At 64.1% G+C, this 21,599-nt stretch carries 14 protein-coding genes; 8 read left to right on the forward strand and 6 right to left on the reverse strand.

Annotated elements, in window-relative coordinates:
* Position 1 precedes the first annotated feature (1 nt).
* Positions 2-1,219, forward strand: a complete 1,218-nt coding sequence (gene ftsA / locus OXH60_01655) for a cell division protein FtsA (GenBank protein MDE0710823.1) — start codon at positions 2-4, stop codon at positions 1,217-1,219.
* Between the two features lie 41 nt (positions 1,220-1,260).
* Positions 1,261-3,294, forward strand: coding sequence for a cell division protein FtsZ (gene ftsZ / locus OXH60_01660; GenBank protein MDE0710824.1), 2,034 nt, complete (start codon positions 1,261-1,263; stop codon positions 3,292-3,294).
* A gap of 98 nt (positions 3,295-3,392) precedes the next feature.
* On the opposite strand, the gene OXH60_01665 is transcribed toward ftsZ, so the two are convergent.
* Positions 3,393-4,103: a pyridoxamine 5'-phosphate oxidase family protein gene (locus tag OXH60_01665; protein MDE0710825.1), complete on the reverse strand. Its 711-nt coding sequence runs from the start codon at positions 4,101-4,103 to the stop codon at positions 3,393-3,395.
* Between the two features lie 391 nt (positions 4,104-4,494).
* On the opposite strand from OXH60_01665, the gene OXH60_01670 reads away from it, so the two are divergent.
* The gene (locus tag OXH60_01670) at positions 4,495-5,193 is read left to right on the forward strand and encodes a haloacid dehalogenase type II (GenBank protein ID MDE0710826.1); all 699 of its coding nucleotides are present in this window, start codon (positions 4,495-4,497) and stop codon (positions 5,191-5,193) included.
* Positions 5,194-5,775: 582 nt separating this feature from the next.
* Positions 5,776-6,895 (forward strand): peptide chain release factor 2 gene (gene prfB, locus OXH60_01675; protein MDE0710827.1). Its coding sequence is split into 2 segments (ribosomal slippage): positions 5,776-5,844 and positions 5,846-6,895, totalling 1,119 coding nucleotides; the frame shifts between segments, so codons are not numbered across the junction.
* A gap of 138 nt (positions 6,896-7,033) precedes the next feature.
* On the opposite strand, the gene OXH60_01680 is transcribed toward prfB, so the two are convergent.
* A complete protein-coding gene (locus tag OXH60_01680) occupies positions 7,034-7,522 on the reverse strand; it encodes a peroxiredoxin (GenBank protein MDE0710828.1) in 489 nt (162 codons plus the stop codon).
* Positions 7,523-7,715: 193 nt separating this feature from the next.
* Complete coding sequence (locus OXH60_01685) at positions 7,716-10,580, reverse strand: bifunctional [glutamine synthetase] adenylyltransferase/[glutamine synthetase]-adenylyl-L-tyrosine phosphorylase (GenBank protein ID MDE0710829.1); 2,865 nt, start codon at positions 10,578-10,580, stop codon at positions 7,716-7,718.
* A 307-nt stretch (positions 10,581-10,887) separates the two neighbouring features.
* Here OXH60_01685 and OXH60_01690 point away from each other — a divergent pair, with 307 nt between their 5' ends.
* A complete protein-coding gene (locus OXH60_01690; GenBank protein ID MDE0710830.1) occupies positions 10,888-14,166 on the forward strand; it encodes a hypothetical protein in 3,279 nt (1,092 codons plus the stop codon).
* Positions 14,167-14,200: 34 nt separating this feature from the next.
* Here OXH60_01690 and tyrS read toward each other — a convergent pair whose 3' ends face one another.
* Positions 14,201-15,490, reverse strand: a complete 1,290-nt coding sequence (tyrS, locus tag OXH60_01695; GenBank protein MDE0710831.1) for a tyrosine--tRNA ligase — start codon at positions 15,488-15,490, stop codon at positions 14,201-14,203.
* A 77-nt stretch (positions 15,491-15,567) separates the two neighbouring features.
* On the opposite strand from tyrS, the gene OXH60_01700 reads away from it, so the two are divergent.
* Positions 15,568-16,635 (forward strand): anhydro-N-acetylmuramic acid kinase, encoded by a 1,068-nt coding sequence (locus tag OXH60_01700; GenBank protein MDE0710832.1) that lies wholly within the window; start codon positions 15,568-15,570, stop codon positions 16,633-16,635.
* Here OXH60_01700 and OXH60_01705 read toward each other — a convergent pair whose 3' ends face one another.
* Entirely contained in the window at positions 16,636-17,283 is a 648-nt protein-coding gene (locus tag OXH60_01705; protein MDE0710833.1) for an alpha/beta hydrolase, read from the reverse strand. It lies immediately after the preceding gene.
* Positions 17,284-17,468: 185 nt separating this feature from the next.
* On the opposite strand from OXH60_01705, the gene cysE reads away from it, so the two are divergent.
* Both cysE and OXH60_01715 read left to right on the forward strand, forming a co-directional pair.
* Entirely contained in the window at positions 17,469-18,194 is a 726-nt protein-coding gene (gene cysE, locus OXH60_01710) for a serine O-acetyltransferase (protein MDE0710834.1), read from the forward strand.
* Between the two features lie 46 nt (positions 18,195-18,240).
* Positions 18,241-19,335 carry a cysteine desulfurase family protein gene (locus OXH60_01715; GenBank protein MDE0710835.1) on the forward strand — a complete coding sequence of 365 codons (1,095 nt, stop codon included), beginning with the start codon at positions 18,241-18,243 and terminating at the stop codon, positions 19,333-19,335.
* A gap of 176 nt (positions 19,336-19,511) precedes the next feature.
* Here the strand turns inward: OXH60_01715 and OXH60_01720 are convergent, their stop codons facing one another.
* Positions 19,512-21,548 carry an elongation factor G gene (locus OXH60_01720; protein MDE0710836.1) on the reverse strand — a complete coding sequence of 679 codons (2,037 nt, stop codon included), beginning with the start codon at positions 21,546-21,548 and terminating at the stop codon, positions 19,512-19,514.
* Positions 21,549-21,599: the final 51 nt, after the last annotated feature.

Here is a 21,599-nt window from a genome sequence, read left to right on the forward strand (position 1 = left end):
CGTGACGGACGTCTATTCGGTGCTGGATGTCGGCGCAGAGAAAATCTGCTGCTTGATTGCCGCGCGGGAGCCCGGTCGCACGTTGACCGTGATCGGCAGCGGGCACACCCGTTCCGAAGGCTTCGACAACGGGGTCGTGACCGACATGTACGCGTTGCCCACGGCCATTCGTCAAGCAGTTCGCCGGGCCGAGGAAATGGCCGACGGTCGGATCACCCAGGTCATCGCAACCCTGCCCTGTGCGCGGCCGACGTCTTCGCACCAGGAACTACCGCCGTTCCAGGTCAACGGGGGGCGGATTTCCGAGCAGAGTTTCAGCGAGATGCGGCTGGACGATCCCAATGACGACGATTCCGGTGCCAACAAGATCGTCCACGCACTGCCGATCAGCTACGAACTTGACGGCAGCAGGGTGGCGGATCCAGTCGATATGGTCGGCAACCTCCTGCGGATAAACGTCCATCTGGTGCACGCCGAACGATCCGTCGGCTGGAACTTGGAAACCTGTCTGGCAGACGCCCAGATTGAGGTCAAAGCTTTGGTGTTTCCAGCGCTGGCCGCTGGTCTGGCGGTCATGACCGAGGAGGAACGCTGCATCGGCTCCGTGGTGGTCGACATCGGCGCCAGCCGTACTTCGCTCGGAATTTTCCATGAGAACGCGCTGGTCTACACGTGGGCCTGCGCTGGCGGGGGCGACTATTTCACTCGTGACCTGGCGCGTGGACTTGGCGTGTCGCTTCAGGAAGCGACGCGGATCAAGAAGTTCCACGCGTCGACGGTTCTGGGAGACGGGCTTGGCCCCGTGTCGGTCCAGCCGCACGAAGCGGACACCGAGGATGAGCGGGTGGAGATCCCGGCTGAGGCCGTGAACCAGATCGTCGCGTCTCGAGCCAAGGCCATGTTCGAGGAGCTCGCCGACGTGCTTGCCGGCAGCGGCTTCCCGCAAGAAATGGGCGGTGTGGTCGTGCTGACTGGCGGCGGCAGTCAGATCCGTGGGCTCGCCGACGCCGCCAGCAAGGTTCTCGCGCGGCGGGTGCGCCTTGGTCAGCCGGAGGGCGTTCCGGGTCTGCCGGATGCGCTTCGCAAGCCTGAATTCGCTGTGCTCGTGGGTCTCCTTCGATACGCCGAGGATCCTCCCCGCGAGTTTCTTTCCCGAGCATTGCCACCTAGGGCCGGCGGTCTTCGCGCCGCGTTCCGCTGGCTCCGAGAGAATTTCTAACCAAGCGCGGACGTAGTGTCCGAGTGCATACGGAGATCACCATGCCAATCAGCCTCAGTGTCCCCGAGGACCTTGACTTTAAGCCGAGGATCACGGTCGTCGGTGTAGGCGGCGGCGGATGCAACGCCGTCGATCACATGATCGAAAGCAAGCTTGAAGGTGTGTCGTTCGTGGCGTGTAACACCGATCTTCAGGCCCTCCGGCGTTCCACCTGCCCGGTCCGAGTCCGTCTTGGATTGGACAGCACGCAGGGTCTCGGGGCCGGGTCCAATCCGGTCATCGGCCGTGAAGCGGCTGAAGAGTCCTTGGACGAGGTGATGGATGCCATCGGCGACACGCACATGCTGTTCATCGTGGCCGGCTTCGGCGGCGGCACCGGTACCGGGGCTGTCCCCGTGATCGCCCGGGCCGCCCACGAGCGGGGCATCCTGACGGTCGCCGTCGTGACGACCCCATTCACGTTTGAGGCGGTCAACCGGACGGAAGTGGCCCAGGCAGGCTTGCAAGACCTGCGCAATGCCATCGACACGTTTGTGGTGATTGCCAACCAGAAACTGTTTGACGTGCAAACCGACGGGATGAGTCTCTTGGACTCGTTCAGACTGGTTGACAACGTTCTCTATGACGGGGTCAGGGGAATCACCGACCTTCTCATGTGTCCCGGCCTGATCAATCTGGATTTCGCGGACGTCCGGTCGGCCATGAAGGACGCGGGCGCGGCCCTCATGGGTACCGGCGAGGCCACAGGCGAAGACAGAATCGAAGAGGCAACCAACGCGGCCATCAGCAACCCGCTTCTGAGCTACCAGGGTCTGGAGATGGACCAGGCGACAAACCTGCTGGTGAACATCACGAGCAGCGCCAACGTGAGCCTCACGCAGACTGAACGGATCATGGAGATTATTCGCGGACGGACCCATGAGCGCGTCAACCTCAAGGTAGGCGTGGCCATCGATGACAATATGGGCGATACGATCCGGGTATCCGTCGTCATGGCCGGGCTCGACCGGGAGCACGGATCGGGCCTCGAAGCGACCCCGCCACGGATCCTGGGTCACCCCGAGAAATCATCGAAGCCATCCAGGTCGGAGCCACCCGGTGGCCAGGAGGCCCCGGCACGTCAGGGACATCTCGAGGTCCCGGGAGTGTTCGGTCATCCGTCGGCGCTCGCCGACAGCCCACGGTCACGTCCGACTTTCGACGATTCGGCGGGCTCGAGAACGGCCTCGAACGGCCTGGATCCGGCGGGGCCGTCGATGACGCCGTGTTCGGAGTCGGTTGGCAATGGTTCCAGCCGCAGGGAGACGATGGAGCAGCGATCGACGGACCACGGCGGCGACGTCGTACAGGCCGCCGACCAAGGCCGGAGCGGTCCGCCGGAGACGCGAGTCTCCGGGAGTGAAACCCGCGCGTCGCGCTCGGAACCGTCTGCCGCTTCCATGGGAAACGGCGCCGGTCGCCGGGCCGTCCCAGCGGCGGAGTTAGGGCCGGTGCGTCCGATGTCCGCCCACCGCGCCCGGAAGCCGCAGAGTGAGCTCGGTGGCGGACTGGGCGGCTCCTCGGCCGAGCCCATCCGTCCGACGCCGCGTGTCGTCGATCGCGACGGTCCGATTCAGGACCCGCTTCCAGGAGACTTGCGACGGGCCGCTGTCGGACGAGAGCGGACGCGCACTGCGCGGGATTCGGAAACCAACGGTCTGGGTTTGGGCAGCACGCCAGCTCCCGACCGGATGGCGGGTGCCGCCGTAGCCCGCGGTTCCGTCGCCACGCCACAATTGCGTCCGGCAGTGCACGTTGACTCGGAGACGGGCCAGGCGTCGTCGTGGACGAAGCTGTTCGGCCTGCTCCCGGTTCGCCGGAAGTCCGGAAAAGGTCGTCAGGAACCTTCGCTGCAGCTGCATTCGCCGGGAGTGCGAGAGGGCGCGTCCGGCAACGCACGTTCGTCTGTTTCCGACGTGACGTCCGGGCGTGACTCGAGCGTTAGCTCGGGGGCGGCTTGGACAGGGGGGAAAACCGTCAGCGCACGTGCCGTACTGGGAATCGATCCGCGGCAGATTCCCAGTTTTCGGAAGTAGGGCCCGGACGTCGGGGCTGAGCACGGACGGATACCGTCCGCGGCCGAGGTAAAACAGGGCTTGGTGACCGTGCCGGTGGTATTGCCACCGGCACGAAGTCACTCCGGACGACCAAGGTGCCGCAAATAGACACCTGCCTGCTGGAGGTTCTCGAGGGGATTCGCGAACGAGAACCGCTCCAGTCGGCCTTCACACAGGAAATCCGCTCCTTCGGCATCGATTCCGATCAGCGTCCATTCGGCTAGCGAACCCGGTGACCCGGGCAGGGTCCAGGGCTGATGATCGGCATTGAGCGCTTCCAGCAGCTGCGGCTCGTCCTCGCCGTATCCGGCATGGTCGGGAACCACCATGTCTTTAGCACTTAACCAGTGGATGGCGCCGAAACCGCCGATCAGATGCGCCGCCTCGACCCGAACGCGATAGAGCTTGAAGTCCGCTAGTTCCGCGTAGCGGCGTGCGTGCGGGTAACGCCGCAGAAACCGTTCGCCGACGGTTCGCTCCGATTCCGCGATCGCCGTTCCCATCACGCTTACACGGTTTCCCGACAGCGGCTCGTCGCCGCCGTCGTCGGCATCGTACAACACAGCGATCCTGGGGTCGGCGGCAAGGTTCTGCGTGTGGACCGCGAGATCGGACAGGAGCAGGAGTGGCTCTCCCTCCATGGTGCTGGCAGCGAGGGCGAGCGAACTATGCGGTCGCTTCTGATCCGCCGTCAGCGACGTCGCCAACGCTACCTTCGAACCTGACCGCACAAGGCGTCGAGCGAGTCGTCCAGGTGTACGGGCTTGGGGTTCTGTCGATGGCCGCATGGCCGAATTCCGCAGGAGGGGGCTAGGAGGAGACGCGGTCGGCGGCAACTTCGACGGGCCGCCTGCCTGGCGAAGGGTCTCGCGACCATGGCATGCACGAGGCCGCCGCAGTCGGCCCGACGGGTTTTCGCATGGATGCCGCCGGCGGGCGTGAACGATACCACCAATGGATCCGAAGGAACTCCTGCAGCGGGTAGCCCCGCGGCATTGCCGCGATCGATGGCTGCAGGTGCGCGTCTTCCCCGATGGCTGTTAGGGGTGGTGGCCTCAGGCGCGAGGGCGCCGGCCGGTCTAGGGCTGAGGAGCAGCGCCTGACTTGTGTTTCCTAAGAGTTTGTTCAATGTGGGCCGCGCCGGTTGGTGATTTGCCGTGCAGCGCCTGGGAGGTTGCCGTGATCTTTAAGCCTGAAACGGCGAAAGCATGCGTATTCGATATGTTCGGAACTTTGTTTGATGTCCATTCCTGCGTGGCTGCGTGTCAGGAAAACTTCGGGCCGGAGGGAACCGACTTCAGCGCTCGATGGCGGCAACGACAGTTGGAGTACTCCTGGCTGCGGGCAGGGATGAAGCGCTACGTGCCGTTCTGGCAGCTGACGCGGGACGCACTGGACGTGACCCTCCAGGAGTTCGATCGGGCAGCGGACCTGGAGCTTCGTGAACGGCTGCTGGATGCGTACTTGCGCATTGAGCCGTATCCGGACTCGGAGCCGGCGCTGACTGCCCTCGGGGAACAGGGCGTGCGCGCGACGGTCCTTACCAATGGGAGTCGCGACATGACCGAAAGCGCGCTGGCCTCATCCGGCTTGGGAGACCGGATCGAGGAGGTCATGTGTGCTGACGATGTACGCACGTTCAAACCCGATCCGGCGATGTATGCGATGGCGCCAAAGGCCCTCGGGGTGGAGCCGCACGAGATCGTCTTCATCTCGGCACATCCGTGGGACTTGGCAGGAGCGACGCTCGCCCGGTTCCAGACGCTCTGGGTCAACCGGACGGAAGAAACGCAGCCGGAGCTGCTGGGTTTCGGGCCGCATCTTGCGATTGCCAGCCTCGCGGAGCTGCCCGGGAAGTTTTCATCACGACAGCATTGAGCCGATGGGACGGCCGCTGTCCGGCGCGTTGTGGCGAGAGTCGCTCTTCTCGTATCGGGCTGGATTGGCTGACGAGTGCTCATCGGCAGATCCCGGTGTGCCAGGGGCGGGATCAGACGCGAGAATCTGGCTGACGGATTCCCGAGCTTCGTTTCGGCTGGTGATTTTCTTCAAATCGCGGGGAAACGGACCGCCGAAGCAGGAACCCCGCCGCCACGGCCGGACATCTTTGCCGGCGGGATCCGGGCGAACAGGCGTCGCGTCACGGTGTCCATTCCTTGATCGTCGTCGGCCGCACGGGCTGAACGTCTGAACCGCCGTGGTCCGCGACCGCTCCCGGTTGGTCCACGGACACCACTGGCGCTCTTGGCTCCCCCCCCCCGGTGCCGGAAGAATCTGCTGCAGCCGGCCAGTGGTCCCGTCCAACGATCAGCCGTATCCGGGGGCGGCCCGTCGGCCTCCGGGTACAGCCTCTTGCAATGGCACCTCCACACGCTAGCGTCGAATCCGCTGACCCCCGGGCGAGTGTGCAAGGTGCGGTTCCGTGTAACGACCGTTTGACTACCAGATGGGAGCGTGGCGATGCGAGCAGAGTTCGAGGATCTTGTGCATGAAATTCATACCTCCCTAGCGCTGCTCGGGAGGCATCTTTGACAAGGATGAAGCTGAGGCGCGCCTGGCAGAGCTGAACGCCGCCGCCGAGGCCGGGACACTGTGGGACGATCCCGACTACGCCCGTCGCGTGATGCGGCAGCGGGCCAGCTTGGAAGCACAGCTGAAGGCGTTGACCGGCCTTGAGCAAGAGTTGTCGGATACCGTCGAACTGCTGGAACTCGCCGAGTCCGAGGAGGACGAGAACGCGGTATCCGACGCGGAACAGGACCTCCGGAACCTCGCCGCCGAGGCCCAGCGTCGTGCCACCGAAGCGTTGCTGTCCGGCGAAGCGGACAGCAACGACTGCTTCTTGGAGATCCACGCCGGAGCAGGTGGCACGGAGAGCCAGGATTGGGCCGAGATGATGCTCAGGATGTACCTGCGCTGGGCAGTGCGCCACGAGTGTGGAACCGAGGAGCTGTCTAGGACCGACGGCGAGGAAGCCGGCCTGAAATCAGTGACGGTCCGGGTTAGCGGTGCGGATGCATACGGCTGGCTGAAGACGGAGAGCGGGGTCCATCGCCTGGTCAGGATTTCGCCGTTTGACGCTCAGGGGCGCCGCCACACAAGCTTTGCGAGCGTCTGGATCTATCCGGTGGTCGATGAAGACATCGAAGTCGAAGTGGAAGACAAGGACTTGAAGGTCGATACCTATCGTGCGTCCGGCGCTGGCGGCCAGCACGTCAACAAGTCAGATTCCGCGGTGCGGATCACGCACAAGCCGACCGGCATCGTGGTGCAGTGCCAAAGCCAGCGATCACAGCACCAGAACCGGGCAACCGCGCTGCGGATGCTCAAGGCGCGCCTCTTCGAACTGGAATTGCAAAAGCGTGAAGAAGAACGCCAGGCCATGGAAGCGGAGAAAACAGAGATCGGGTGGGGGCACCAGATCCGTTCATACGTGCTGCAGCCTCACCAGATGGTCAAGGACCTCCGGACCGGGGTCCAGACCAGCGATCCGCAGGCGGTGCTCGACGGAGACCTGGACGCGTTCCTGTCCGCCGCTCTTGCCGGCCGCTTGGGTGGACAGGGCGCGGCAGAGACGTAGGCCCTATCAGGCTGGGGCCGAAGCCCGCAACGAACGAGCGCGCGGCCTTCGACCAGGGCGGCCTTGGACGCGGCGACATGGAAGCGTGCCGCAGGGCGGGCTCCGCTGTTCCGGCACGGGAGAAGCAGTGAGGTTTGCTCAGGAGCCGGCTTTCCCCAATCGCTCGCCGGCGGCGGCAAGAACAGCTTCGACGTGACCGGGAACCTTGACCTTTCGCCAGGCCTCTGCAATTCGACCGGCCTGATCGACGAGAAACGTCGAGCGCTCGATCCCCATATACTTCCGCCCGTACATGCTTTTCTCGACCCAGACTCCGAACGCCTCGCAAGCGGCCCCATCCTCGTCGGAGGCCAGGACGACGCCAAGTTCATGCTTGTCACGAAACTTTGCGTGCTTTGCCAGCGAATCCTTTGACACCCCGATCACAGTGACGCCAAGGGCGTCGAACGCCGATCCATGCTGGGTGAACGAAATGGCTTCCTTCGTACATCCGGGCGTATCGTCCTTCGGGTAGAAGTAGACGACGTAGGCGCGGCCAGCGAGGGTGGAATCCGACACGCGATCATCGAGCGTCGGAAGATCGAAGGCGGGGACCGGGTCTCCGGTGCTGGGCGAACGGTTTGGCATGCGGCTTTGGTCACGATCCTGGTGGGAATCCTGGGGCCGGAGAGCGGGATCCCGCGGCATGCAGGATGGGCGCAGCAAATTATAGCGACGTGGTCCGGCGTGCGGCACGCTGGATCGGGATCCCGTCGGCGTGTGGGTATCCCGCCAGATGCGGTGGCGACGGGCCGAAGATGCCCACAGCCGACCCGCCCCCTCAGGCTGTCGCGTTGCTGATGTGCGCCTGGGTCATGGCGCTGACGTTTGCCCGGGCTCCGAGGAGCGCGTCCATCAAGTCGTCACCACGGTCGAAGCCGGTCGCCTGACTGATCCTTTCAACCAGGGCCGGTTGCAGAGCCGCCGGATCCGTGCGACTGCCCACCATGATCCGGAGCATGGTCTGGACAGCCTGGTACAAATTCGCGGTTTCGGACAGCCGACGTTGGTCTGCTGCCGGCAGTACTCCGACCGTCCCGAGGGTTCGGATCACTTCCTCGGTTGACCCCCGGATAGCCCGACCGAGCCGCTGAGCCGACGTCACCGCGAGGAATTGCACCAGCAACTCAAGGTCGAGCAGGCCGCCGGGCGAGTGCTTCACGTCGAATGGGCCCGACGGCCGATGGGTGTCCTTGATCTTGGTACGGAGTGTCAGAAGGTCAGCGGCCAGGGCGTCGAACTCGCCTTCAGCGGTAAGCGTCCGGTCAATGATGGCGTTGAGCGTATCGACGGTTTCCTGCGCACCGGCAATGACTCGACTACGGACGAGCGCCAGCTTCTCGACCGGCCAGGCGTCCTTTGCCAGATACGTTTCATATCCGCTGAGCGCCGATGCAAGGGGACCGGCACGGCCGTGCGGTCGCAACAGGAGATCGAACTCCCAGAGTCGTCCAGCGACTGTATGCGCGGTGAAGCCGGTGATGAGGCGATTGGCAAAGCGTGTGAAGTACACCGAGGCCGCCAGAGGGGCCGCACCATCGGACTGGGCGCTGACACCGGAAGCGTCGTAAAAGAAGATGCCGTCGAGGTCGGATCCCGGTAACAACGTGCGCCCGCCCAGCTTTCCCAGGGCCAGGAACGCGGCTCCGCCGCCAGGCACGCGCCCGTGCTTGGGCTCGAATTCTCGGGCGACCCGGTCCATCAGGCGCCGAATGGCGATGTCGGCAACGTGCGTCAGTGCGACTGCTGCGTCTCCGGACGTCTCGACGCCACAAAGGAGCTTCAGAGCAACGGCGAAGCGCAGTTCACCGGCCCAGCGGCGGAATGCATCAAGGTCATCCTGGTAGTCCCCGAGCCCCAAGCCGAGCTCGGCGTCCAGAGCAGCTTCGATCACCGCCGGTCCCGGGAGTGGCGCCTCGAGCGGGGTCTCCAGCAGTTGATCCAGCAGCCTCGGATTGGCTGTGAGGGATTGTCCCAATTCTGGCGCTGAGCCCATGATTTCCACGACCACCGCCATCAGCGACGGGTAGTTGGCAAACATGGACAGCAGTTCTACGCCCGCATTGAGGCTTTCGAGAAACCGGGCGAACCCGGCAAACGCCACCTCGGGGTCCGGTGCTTCGCCGATCGCGCCAAGCATTCGTGGCGTGACCTCGGTCAACAGGGCGCGCCCGCGTTCCGAGCGAGTCGCGGGTATCCGGCCGCGATGCCAGTCGGCAACTTGTGCGATCACGCGCTTGGGATTCCGGAAACCCATGCGGGTCAACGTGGCGACGGTTGCGGGGTCCGGGTCGACACCGGTGAATACGAGGCTTCCGAACGGATGGACGAGGCTTTCGTCCGCCGCGTCGCTTGCTGCCGTGAGGGTCTGGACCGCCATGACATGTCCGGTCAGCTCGTCATCGAATTCGGCCAGAGTGGCGTGGCCTAGGAACGATGCGAGGCGCGATCGATCGGTTTCATCTTCGGGCACCACATGGGTTTGCTCATCACGGATCATCTGCAGTCGGTTTTCGACCTTGCGCAGGTACCGGTAGTGGACAATGAGCTCGTCTGCGACTGTGTCTTTCATGCGGCCTGCTGCGGCGAGCGCCCGCAGGCCTTCGGCGGTACCGCCGCAGCGGAGCGCCCGGTTGCGCCCGCCCCATACCAGTTGCTCGGTCTGCAGGTGGAATTCGATGGTGCGAATGCCGCCGCCGCCGAACTTCAGGTGAAACCCGGCGGGGCTGAAGTCACTGTCGCCGCGGCTGGTCTGGCGCAGCATCGCTTGGATGTCCCTGACGGCGCTGAAGTCAAGACTCCGTCGCCAGACGAATGGCGCGATGCAACGAAGGAACCGTTCGCCGGCCTCACAGTCTCCGGCGATGGGTCGAGCACGAATAAACACCGCGCGCTCCCAGTTTTGGGCAAGCCCGGAGTAGTAGAGCTCTGCTGACTCCATGGAGACGGCAAGGGGCGTCGAGCCTGGATCGGGGCGTAGTCGAAGGTCCATCCGAAAGAGATAACCATCAGCGGTACGCTCCTGAAACAGGTTCACGAGGCGTTGCGTGATACGCGTGAAGTGCCGGGAAGCGCGGCCGTCGCGGGCGGCGGCCGGAAAGGCAGGACTCTGCTGGTCGTAGAAGATCGCCAGATCGACATCGCTGGAGTAGTTCAGCTCCCTGGCCCCGAGCTTTCCGAGCGCGATGATCGCGTATCCGGATTGAGCGGCTTCGGGCCCGAGCAAATGGAACGACGCGAGTTGCAACAAGTCGCCGGCGAACGCGCTCCATTCTTCCAGCACACGCGGGACGCTCCATGCGCCGCTGATGTCGGCCAGCGCGACCGCAAGTGCCATGCGGCGTCGCACGATCCGCAAGTGCTTGGCGGCATCGGGAGCCTCCATGGCGATGACGGTTTGCGGATCGGGGAGATCGTTACGGGCGGCGGCAACCGCTCCATCGGCTCCGTCGGCGACAAAGGCTTGGATGATTCGCGGTTCAGCAACGGCACTGTCACTTAGGAACGGACTATGACCAAACACTCGGTTGAGCAGGTCCGTTCCCTCACTGCCCAGTTCTGCCCGTGTCGGATGGCCGGCTTCAGACCACTTCTTCCAGTACAAATCCTGCTGGTGCTGATCCCCGCTCCAAAATCCCGTCGCCATTCGAGATCGGCTCTGCATTAGACTAGCCCTGGACGCGGCAGCCCGTGCGGGGTCTGCGGACGGATGGAATCATGGACCGTGGCATAGCGGCCATGGCGGATACAGGCAATTCGTACACTGCGAGAGATTGCGTCACCGTGTTCGGTCTTGTGTGGATGGTCGTGGACCGGAGAACTCTAGCGTGACGGCTTCTAGTCTAGGGCCAGGGGTCGGTTACCGGGATCGGCGCCACCGGAACCGGCTGATTCGATCGGCACTAGTGATCGGAACTATAGTGGTTTGTCTGTCGGCTGCAGGGATCTGGCGGTTGACCCTGGGGCCGGTGGCCGTGCCCTTCCTTTCAGCATATCTCGCCGGCCAGCTGGACCACGCCGACCTGCCGGTTGAGGCACGCTGGGATGCCGCGGCAGTCCACTGGCCATTCATGGCTCCTTGGTTGTACGTGCGTTTCTCCGATTTCCGTGCCAGCGATGTACTCACGGCGGAGGGAATTGGCATCCGGGTTCCCCTGCGCGATCTGGTAAGAGGCCAAACATCGGTGGCCGGTGTGGTGCTCTATGCCCCCACCGTTGTGTTGAAGCAGGGTGAGGGCGACGGCTTCAGCCTGGGCGACGGTGTGGCTCAATCTGGTTCCCAATATCCGTTGGCTGCGATCGCTTCGGGAACCATGATTGAGGTGTTGGACGGGGCGATCTCGTTGGAGCTGCAGCGCTCCCCGGCCATGATCCAGGTTGTCGATATCCAAGCGAGCGTGGCGGAGGTCGACGGGCAGGTCGTGTTCGACGGAACCGGTGCGGCATCCCTTCCGGCGCATCCCGCAGTGCCGTTGAAGCTGGCGGCGCAGCTCTTGCCCGACCAAGGAGAAATCTCGGCCGAACTCGCCTTCCGCGGGGTCGAACCGAAGGCCCTCGCCGAACTGATCGGCCTCAGTGCGCCGCAGGCCGTACTGCAGGTGCCCTTGAGCGGCTCCGTTGCCGTAACCGGACCGCTTGAAGCGGTGGTCCTGACGCTGACTGCTACGGGAAGGGGCGGGCATCTGCAGGTCCCTGACGCCCGAACCGACGCGGGGAGAGCCTCCGTCCCGATCGGTTCAATGGAGGTAAGTCTCGAATATGCCGTCGAGAGCAGCGCGCTCGACCTCAAGGAATTGACCTTGACGGGTCCGGTCGGCGACCTGCGCATCGAGGGGAGCTTTCAGGACCCTCCAGTGGGGCCTTCGGAAATCCATGCCAGCTTTGCCGGCAGCTTGTCGATCGACGACCTTGCGGTCTGGCTTGGACCGACGCTCGATCCTTCGACCGAATCCTGGGTAAGGAGGCGCATCGACGGCGGAAGCCTGACGAACCTCACGTTGACCGCGGACCTTCCCGACGGGTTTGCCGCGGGGAGCCGCCTTGACATCAGCGGTGTGGTGCGGGAGACCGCCATCCACTGGGAGGAAGGAGAGCCAACGCTCGACCTGGCTGTCGTGGACCTGGATCTGGCGGGATCTGAGCTGACCGTGGTTGCACCTACCGCGACGGTCGGGGCCGCGACGCTCGACGACCTACGGCTGCACAGCGCCGACCTGTTCACCGAAGCCGGTGCAGCGGAGTTGACCGCACGGTTGTCGGGTGACTCCGGCTCGCTCCTGCAGCAGATCGGGCTGGATCGAGGTTCCGCCGCAGAGCCCATGTTGCGGGGCCCTCTCCGGGATGCCGAGTTGCGTGTGCGGATCCCGTTCGCGAACGACCGGGAGGCGGAAGTCGCGCTACGCGGAGAGTTTCAGGACATCCGTGTCGATCCGAAGTCTTTTCCGGCCGGGTACTCGGAGTTCGACCTTCACGGGCTTGCGGGAACCTGGACTTACGGTTCCGGCGGCATCGACGTCCAGTTCGCGGGAACACTCGGCAAGTCCATCCTGATCGACGACGCGGTGCTCACGGCCTCGGGCCCGGAAGCGTCGTCGTTTCGGATTGCGGCGACCCTGCACGGACCGCTCGCCGATCTCATCGGACTTGGGGTGAAGGTGCAAGGTACAGGCCGCCCGCCACCTCGCATCGACACGCTGGCCGGAACGGCGCGAATTCGTGTCGTCATGGACGTCCCACGTCAGGAAGGCGTCGGTTCAGGTATCCGGCGGCTGGAGGGCGTTTTCGCTGTTCCGTCGTTCACGGCCGGAGGCTTTGGGTCCGGACCCTGGGAGGGCCACGAGTTTCGGGACGTGACAGGAGCCGTGGCGCTGCAGGGTGAGACCGTCACTGTCTCCGGCACTGCCGCTCTGGTTGACTCGGAACTGTCATTTGCTTGGCGGTCTCCCCTTCCTGATGTTCCCGGCGATCAGGAGCTGGCCGTTCGGGGTTTGCTGTGGCCTGAGGCCCGCAACGCCCTCGGAATTCAGTTCGTTGACATGGACGGGCCCCTCGATCTCGCCGGAAGTGCGCTGCGCCGCCCGGAATCAGGGGGGTGGGAAGTGGATATCGAGGCCGGATTGTCCGCTGCCGAGGTGACAATCCCAGCCCTCGAATGGACCAAGCCGGCGCATGCGCCTTTGCATGCCAAGGTCCGAGGCCTGCTGGCCGAGGAAGAGCCTTTGCGGCTCCAACTGGTGGGCGGCGGGACGGACGTGGATGGCCGCGTATGGTTCGCGGACGGAGCTCTGGACCGGCTTGTGTTCGCGCGGCTGCAGATAGGCGAACATCGACTGAGCGGCACCGTCACACAACATACGGACGGGAACCTCGGGGCGGTGCTGCAGGGCGACCAGGTTGATGTCCGCCCGTTCCTCTCGGCCGATTCCGAAACATTGGCCAGGCAAGGACCGCTGCGGGTCAGCGTGGACACCCGGTCTGCCCGCACCATGGCGCCTGCACTTGCGGGCCCGCTGGCGTTCACGCTGGAGGCCGATGAGCGCGGCGTTCAGGATCTGCATCTGACGCTCGGGCTTCCGGATGAGGAACGGATGGAGCTGCGGGGTGTCGGAGCCGAGGGCGCCCTGGAATTGGAGCTCACCGGTACAAACGCGCGATCGATGGCTGATGCCCTCGGATTGGGTGTGGCCGCAAACGACGGGGCGGTGCGGATCGAGGCCATCCGGAAAGAGGGCCGGATCACCGGCACGGTCCAGGTCGGCGATTTCACCATGGTGAATGCGCCGGTGTTCCTGCAGCTGCTGCAGACTGTCACGGTGCTCGGCCTGCTCGAACAAATCGCCGGCGGCGGCGGCGTAGCGTTCTCCAGTTTTGATGCGGACTTCACGTTTTCGGACGGCGTGATCGATATTCGCAACGGCATCGCCCAGGGCCTGTCCCTAGGAGTCACAGTTGAAGGCGTCATTAATACCCGGAACCAGCTTGTTGACCTCCGAGGCTCGCTGATTCCGGCCTACGCCATCAACCTTCTTCTCACGCGAGTGCCGGTCATTGATCAACTGATAACGGGTACGGACTCCATGGGCGTACTGGCGGCTGACTATGCCGTGTCCGGCCCGGCTGCCGAGCCAGAGATTGCTGCGAGCCCGCTGCAATTCCTGATGCCAGGGGTTCTGCGCAATGTGCTGCAAGGGTTTGGGGGCGCCCCGGCCTCGCCGCCGTCACCGGACGAGTAGGCGTCGGGATCTCAGCGACTTCCCGCCCTGGCGCTCAATCCGCATTGGGGGTTCGGACGGGCCGCAGCACGGCATGCCGTTTTCGCCCGGCCGACAAGCGCACCTCTCCATTGACCAGATCAGCCGGACCCAGTGTCCGGTGTTCGTCGATCACCTTCACATCGTTGACGCGCGCACCGCCGCCCCGGATCAGCCGCCGCGCCTCGCCATTTGTCGAGGCCAGTACCGAACCGCGCGCGAAGACCTTGACGACTGACATCCCGGCGTCGAATTCCTCCGCAGGCACCAGGATCGTGGGTAGCGCTTCGCCGGTGCCGCCCTGCTCGAACGTGGCTTGGGCGGTCGCTTCCGCCCGCTCGGTTTCCCGGTCACCATGGGCGAGCCGGGTAGCTTCATTGGCCAGTCGGATCTTGGCAATGTTGGCCTCCTGGCCGCGAAGTGCTTCCAGCCGACGAATCTCGTCGAGCGGAAGTTCGGTAAAGAGGCTGAGGAAGCGGCCGATGTCGGCATCGGCAGCATTGCGCCAGAACTGCCAGTAGTCGTAGGGACTTCGCATTGCGGCATTGAGCCACACGGCGCCGCGAGCCGTCTTCCCCATTTTTTCCCCGCTCGCCGTTGTGACGAGGGGGGATGTCAGGCCGAACAGCGGGGGCAGCGTGTAGCCCGCACTGTCCAGACGGCGGGCCAGCTCCACACCGTTCACGATATTTCCCCACTGGTCCGATCCGCCCATCTGCAGGACGCATCCCTCCCGGTGCGCCAGCTCCGTAAAGTCGAACGCCTGCAGGATCATGTAGTTGAATTCCAGAAAGCTCAGAGGCTGCTCGCGCTCGAGTCGGAGACGCACCGAATCGAAGGTCAGCATGCGGTTCACGGAGAAGTGTCGTCCGACGGTCCGAAGGAAGTCGACATACCTGAGATCGCCGAGCCAGTCCTGATTGTCGACCATGATGGCGTCCGTAGGACCATCCCCGAAGGTGAGGAAACGTTCGAAGACACTCCGAATCCCGGCCGCGTTCGCTGCAATGGTCTCGTCATCGAGAAGTTTTCTGGACTCATCCTTTCCCGAAGGATCGCCGACGCGGGTTGTGCCGCCGCCAATCAGCACGATCGGTCGATGACCTGATCGTTGGAGATGCCGGAGCAGCATGATTTGCAGCAGGCTGCCGACATGCAGGCCCGGTGCAGTGCAATCGAACCCGATGTAGGCGCTGACCGGCGGGTGATCGGCAAGCAGACGGTCTAGCCCCTCGAAGTCGGTGCACTGGTGCACGTAGCCCCGCTCGGTCGCTAGTTGCAGGAAGGGGGAGCGAAAGTTGGTCATGAGGCGACTATGGCGGGTGCTGCATTGGGGACCGGGGAAAGTACCATGGACGCGTTGAGATCGGGGCAATTGTGGCGATGCAGACCGCGATCGGGTTGATGAGCGGTACTTCGCTCGACGGGGTGGATGCGGCCCTCATTCGGACGGACGGCCGAAGCAGAGTGACGCTTGGGCCGGCGTTCACGCAGTCGTACGGAGATGCTTTCCAGGGCCTGGCCGCGAGGAACCTGGCGGAACCACCGAACGTTCGCCGGCTTACCGACCGCCATGTTGCCGCCGTGCAGGAGCTGCTGCGGCGAACAGACCTGAGCCCCGCTGACGTGCACGTCATCGGGTTCCCCGGGCAAACGGTCGCCCATGCTCCGGGCGAGGGCTGGACCTGGCAGGTCGGTGACGCCTGGCGGCTGGCCACGGCGACGGGAATCCGCGTGGTGACCGATTTTCGAAGTCGCGACGTGGCGCATGGGGGCCAGGGAGCGCCGCTCGTCCCGCTGTTTCATGAGGCACTGACCCATTCGATGGCCCGGCCGCTGGCGATGCTCAATCTGGGCGGCGTAGCCAATGTCACTTGGCTCGGCCGTGACGGAGCCCTTTCTGCCTTCGATACCGGACCCGGTTGCGCCCCCATCGACGATCACGCACGGCGTGCGCTTGGAACCGCGTACGATCGCGATGGTCGACTGGCTGCGCCGGGAACGGTGCCGGAAGAGACCTTGGAACAACTGTTGACCGACCCGTACTTTCGCTTACCGCCTCCGAAATCGCTTGATCGCGATCACTTCGTTGACCGTTGTGCGCGGATCAGCCAGGCTCATTCACCCGCGGATGCGGCAGCGCTGCTGACCGCTTTCTGTGCAGCGTCCGTGGTCCGCGCTCAGGTGTGGATGCCCGAGCGGCCGGCGACGTGGCTGGTGACTGGCGGTGGCCGACGCAATCCGGTGCTGATGCGTGAACTCAGGCAAAGGCTCTCGACCACCGTCGAAGCCGTGGAAAGTGTTGGTTTGGATGGCGACGCCCTGGAAGCGCAGGCGTTCGGTTGGCTCGCGGTACGTTCGCTGCAAGGGCTACCGCTGGCTGTTCCGGCGACCACTGGGGTCGCACGGCCCATGAGCGGCGGGATTCTGGTGCATCCCGGACGTCCGTGACTAATTGGTGGGCCGAACCTGCCCGGACACATAACGCACCACGCTCTGCGCAAGCACGTCTAGGCGGCCTTCGAAGAAATGATCGGCACCGGGGATCATCTGGTAGGTAATTGAGACGTTCTTCTGAACCTCCATCTCCTTCGCCAGCTTGGCCACTGCCGCTTCTTGGACGATGGTGTCTTGGTCTCCCTGGAGGACGATGCCCGAACTCGGGCACGGAGCCAGAAAGTTGAAGTCGTACTGATCCACCGGCGGCGCGACGGAAACAAATCCGCCCAATTCGGGTCGCCGCATCAGCAAGTGGAAGGCGAGCCACGCCCCGAACGAAAAGCCGCTTACCCAAACGATGCGGCTGTCCTCATGGGCCGCCTGCAGCCAATCCAAGGCCGCGGCGGAATCCACGAGTTCGCCTTCCCCGTTGTCGTAGGTTCCCTCACTTCGACCAACCCCCCGGAAGTTGAAGCGGAGTACCGAGAAGCCCAAATGTGCAAAAGAGTGAAACAAGGCATAGACGACCTTGTTGTTCATGGTTCCGCCACCCTGCGGATCCGGATGCAATACCAGGGCAAGTGGGGGATTTGACCCGACCCCGGCGTGGTACCGACCTTCCAAACGCCCGGCGGGCCCATTGATGATTACTTCGGGCATAGCGGCTCTTGTGGCGAATGAGGTCTCACGCGCGGAGAGCGTCTCCACGACGAGTTCGCGATATCCGGTGGGTTGTTACGATTCTATATAAATTCGGCTGGCGTTCCAATATGTTCAGTCTCTCAGGCTTGGCCGGAAGCCTTGCCGCCGTGCGTCGCTTCTGTGATCCCGCCTCCGGAGCAACCATGTTCACGGCACTGCGCGACGAGTTCAGGGCGATACGTACCCGGGACCCGGCGGCGCGGGGCGCGCTGGAAATCGTCCTTTGCTATCCGGGTTTTCACGCGGTCGCCGGGTACCGCCTGGCACACTGGATGTGGCGGCGCGGACTAAAGCTGCTTGCTCGATGGTTGATGCATCTCGCGCGGTGGGTCACGGGCATCGAGATTCACCCGGGAGCCTCCATCGGCAGGCGGTTCTTTGTCGATCACGGCATGGGCGTCGTTATTGGCGAAACCGCGGAGATTGGGGACGATTGCTTTCTCTACCAGGGAGTCACGCTCGGCGGCACGTCTCTCAAACCCGGCAAGCGCCACCCGACGCTTGATGACGGCGTGATCGTCGGCGCGGGCGCAAAAGTGCTCGGGCCGATTACGCTCGGCAAGAACGCTCGCGTCGGAGCCAATGCAGTGGTGGTGCGCGATGTTCCCGCCGGGGCAACGGTTGTTGGCATACCGGCCCGCGAGACCAGCAGGTCGGACCGAGACCGGGGGCAACTGACGGCGTACGGCACGCCTCTCGACGCTCGGGATCCGAATGCGGTCGCAATGGAGCGCATGGCGGCCGAGATATCGGCGCTGGGCGATCGGTTGGCCGCCCTTGAAGAGCGGGCGCCGTCCGACAGCGACGAACCCGGCGACACGGGGGCTGCCGACCAAGGGTCCGGTCACGGGACCCGCTCCGGGAACTGAACCCGGACCGGCGATCGTCATGCCCCCTGCAGCACCTAGAAGGGGAGTGTATTTCGACTACAACGCTTCGGCGCCCCTCCTGGACATTGCCCGGGATGCAGCGATTGAGGCGATGGGGTACACGGGCAATGCCTCATCGGTTCACGGCTGCGGACGCGCTGCCCGCCGCCTGCTCGAAGATGCGCGCGCCGCAGTCGCAAGCTCGGTGGCGGCCGCCCCGCAGGACGTTGTGTTCACCTCAGGTGCGACTGAGGCAAACGCGCTGGCATGCGCTGGGCGTGCTCCACACCGGATCGCGGCGACCGCCATTGAGCACGACTCGGTCCTCGCGGCGGTCGCCCCCGGCCGGCGCATCCCGGTACTCGCTGATGGCACGGTCGATCTGGCCCGGCTGAAGGTACTGCTGGAGGAGGAACCCCGTCCGGAGCTGGTGGCCGTGATGCTGGCCAACAACGAGACCGGGGTGATCCAGCCCGTGGCGGAAGCGGCATCACTTGCGCATGCAGCCGGGGTATCGGTCCACTGTGACGCGGTGCAGGGGTGGCGCCGTATGCCCTTCTCCATGGACGGCCTGGGAGTCGATTCGTTGGCCCTGTCGGCACACAAGGCCGGCGGGCCCAAGGGAGCGGGGGCGCTAGTCGTCCGCAATGGGCTACTCCGCCAGGCATTGCTGCGTGGCGGTGGACAGGAACGTGGCTGGCGTGCAGGGACCGAAAACATTGCGGCGGCAGCCGGGTTTGGCGCCGTGGCCGCTGCCCGTCCGCCGGCGTGGACGGCACTTCAGGCAATGCGCGACAAACTTGAGTACGCGGTCTGCCAGGCCGTGCCAAAGACTTGCGTCATCGCACGGGATAGTGCCCGGCTTCCAAATACCTCCATGCTCGCGCTGCCCGGCTGCGACGCCGAAGCCATCGTGATCCGGCTGGACCTCGAAGGAATCGCCGTGAGCGCTGGCTCGGCTTGTTCCTCGGGCAAGGTCGGGCCGAGCCACGTGCTGGCGGCAATGGGTCTCGCACCGGAACTCCTGCATGGCGCGATCCGGGTCAGTTTCGGACCTGAGGTGACCGACGCCGGCGTGGACGCATTTGTGTCTGCCTGGGGGCGGGCTGCGGCCGTTTGTGGGCGCCGGCCGGCCGGCTGATCGACCCCCGGCAGCCGCAGTGACCGGCCCACTGCGTCGGGACGGCACCCTGGGTCGCGGCAAATGATGCGGGACAGCGCCAAGCCTGCGGATGGGGCTGTTGTCACTGCGTGCGAGACAGTCCGCGCCCGCATTCGGACCAGTGCGCTGGCACGGTGATCGCGATTAGTCGGCAGTCAGCGCTCCCGCTCCTCCTTACGGGACTCGGCGCGCGCCTGCACAATGTCGTTCGCAACTTTCCCGGTCAGCTCGTTCAGGTGGTCGAAGTCCGCGCGGTAGGTCCCGACTCCCTGGCTGAGCGAGCGAAGCTCGATGATCAGGTCATGCAGTTCCGACTGGGGCATGTGAGCCTGCAGCGAATCCCAGCCGTTCCAACCTTCCTTGGGTTCGAATCCAAGAATCTGGCCGCGACGGACACTGATCAATGCATGGACCTTGTTGGTGTACTCCGACGGGACGTCGATCGTCACCTTGGCAATGGGCTCTAGCAGCACCGGCGCACACTTCGGCATGCCCTCGGTCATCGCTACACGGGCAGCCAACTTGAATGACATTTCGTTGCTGTCAACGGAGTGGAACTGGCCATCGGTCAGCGTCACCGCGAAATCGACCACGGGGAAGCCCAGCGGCCCCTCGGTTGCAAATTCCCTGATGCCGGTTTCCACGGCCGGGATGTACTGACGGGGTACCGAGCCGCCAACGATCTTGTCCGCAAATTCGAATCCGCTTCCACGGGGGCGTGGAGCAATATCGACGACAACATCGCCAAACATGCCGTGGCCGCCCGTCTGGCGCTTGAAGCGACCATGCTGGGTCACTGGTTTCCGAATCGTTTCCTTGTACGGAACGCTCGGTCGGTTCGACGTTGCCGTGACGTTGTACTTGGACCGGAGTTTGTCTAGGGCGATTTGCAGATGAATGTCCCCTTGACCCAGGAGCACCAGCTCGTGGGTGTCTTCGTTCTGCAGGTAGGTGAGTGAGGGGTCCTCTTCGTTGAGGCGTTGCAGTCCACCGGTCAGCTTGACTTCATCACTTCGATTTTCCGGCGTGATGGCGAGGCCGTAAACAGCCGACAACGGCTCGGGCCAATTCGACGCGTCGGCCGAGTCGGCGTCAGCGCTCAAGACGTGTCCGGTGCGCACGGTCTCCATGCGACCGAGACCGACGACATCGCCGAAGGAGGCCTGCGAGATCTTTTCTGCTTGACTGCCAACCATTACCTGCAGGCTTCCGATCCTGGTCCCGCCCAGGGTCTGGCCGTCAGAGACCTCGCCGCTCCACACCCGCGCCAACGAGATTTTTCCACTGTGCTGGGCATGAAAAGTCTTGAAGACCTGCACCGCGGCTTCGCCGTCAGCTTCAAAGCCGAGATCGGCGGCACGTTTTTCGGGTGGGGGAGCGTCGTGGCGAAGTGCCTTCAGCATCCTGCGTACGCCGTGGCTCCGTTCAGCAGACCCGAAGAACACCGGAACGATGTCTCCGTCCTGCATGATCTTGGCAGCCTTTTCGTAAACCTCTTCGGCTTCCGGGATCTCTTCCTCCAGCATTTTCTCAAGTATGGCGTCATCGAAATCGACCAGTACCTCCAGCATTTCCTCGCGAGCAATCGTGATCTCGTCGGATAGCGCTTCCGGGAACTCGATCTCTTCGGACTCTTTCCCGTCGACATACGAATAGGCCCGCCGACTGGCGAGATCGACGTAACCGACAACCGTATCGCCGTCCGCAATCGGGTACTCCCGAAGGAACATTGGCGTGCCCGCTGCATCTTTCAGTGCGGCGACCACGTCGGGAATCGATTCGGTCAAGGTGTCGACCTTGTTGATGAACACCATGTAAGGAACTCCACGAGCCCGCAGAGCTTGAATGACGGGTGTCAGCGTGAGGACCCGACTGACCGAGGGTTCGATTACCAGCACCGCGACGTCCGCAACGTGGAGAGCGTTCAGGGTCTCCTGCACCAACTCGATCGAACCGGGGCAATCGAGCACGGTCCAGTCGTCGCCCAGGTAGGTCATGCGCGCCGGGGTGAGTTCGGTACTCATGTTCCGTGCCCGCGCCTCCTCAGAAGAATCGCCGACCGAGGTTCCGTCCTTCACTGACCCCCGACGGTCGATCGCTCCCGTTGCGAAGAGAAAGCTCTCGAGAAGGGTCGTTTTGCCGCTGAGATAAGGGCCGACCAATGCGGCACAACGGGCTCGATCAGACGCCATACAGTTTCTCCAGTGCTGCGGTTGCATCCTTTGTCGCGGCGGCATTGGTGG

The sequence above is a fragment of the Rhodospirillales bacterium genome (assembly GCA_028824295.1).
In the GTDB taxonomy this organism is placed as follows: Bacteria; Pseudomonadota; Alphaproteobacteria; order TMED109; family TMED109; genus VXPW01.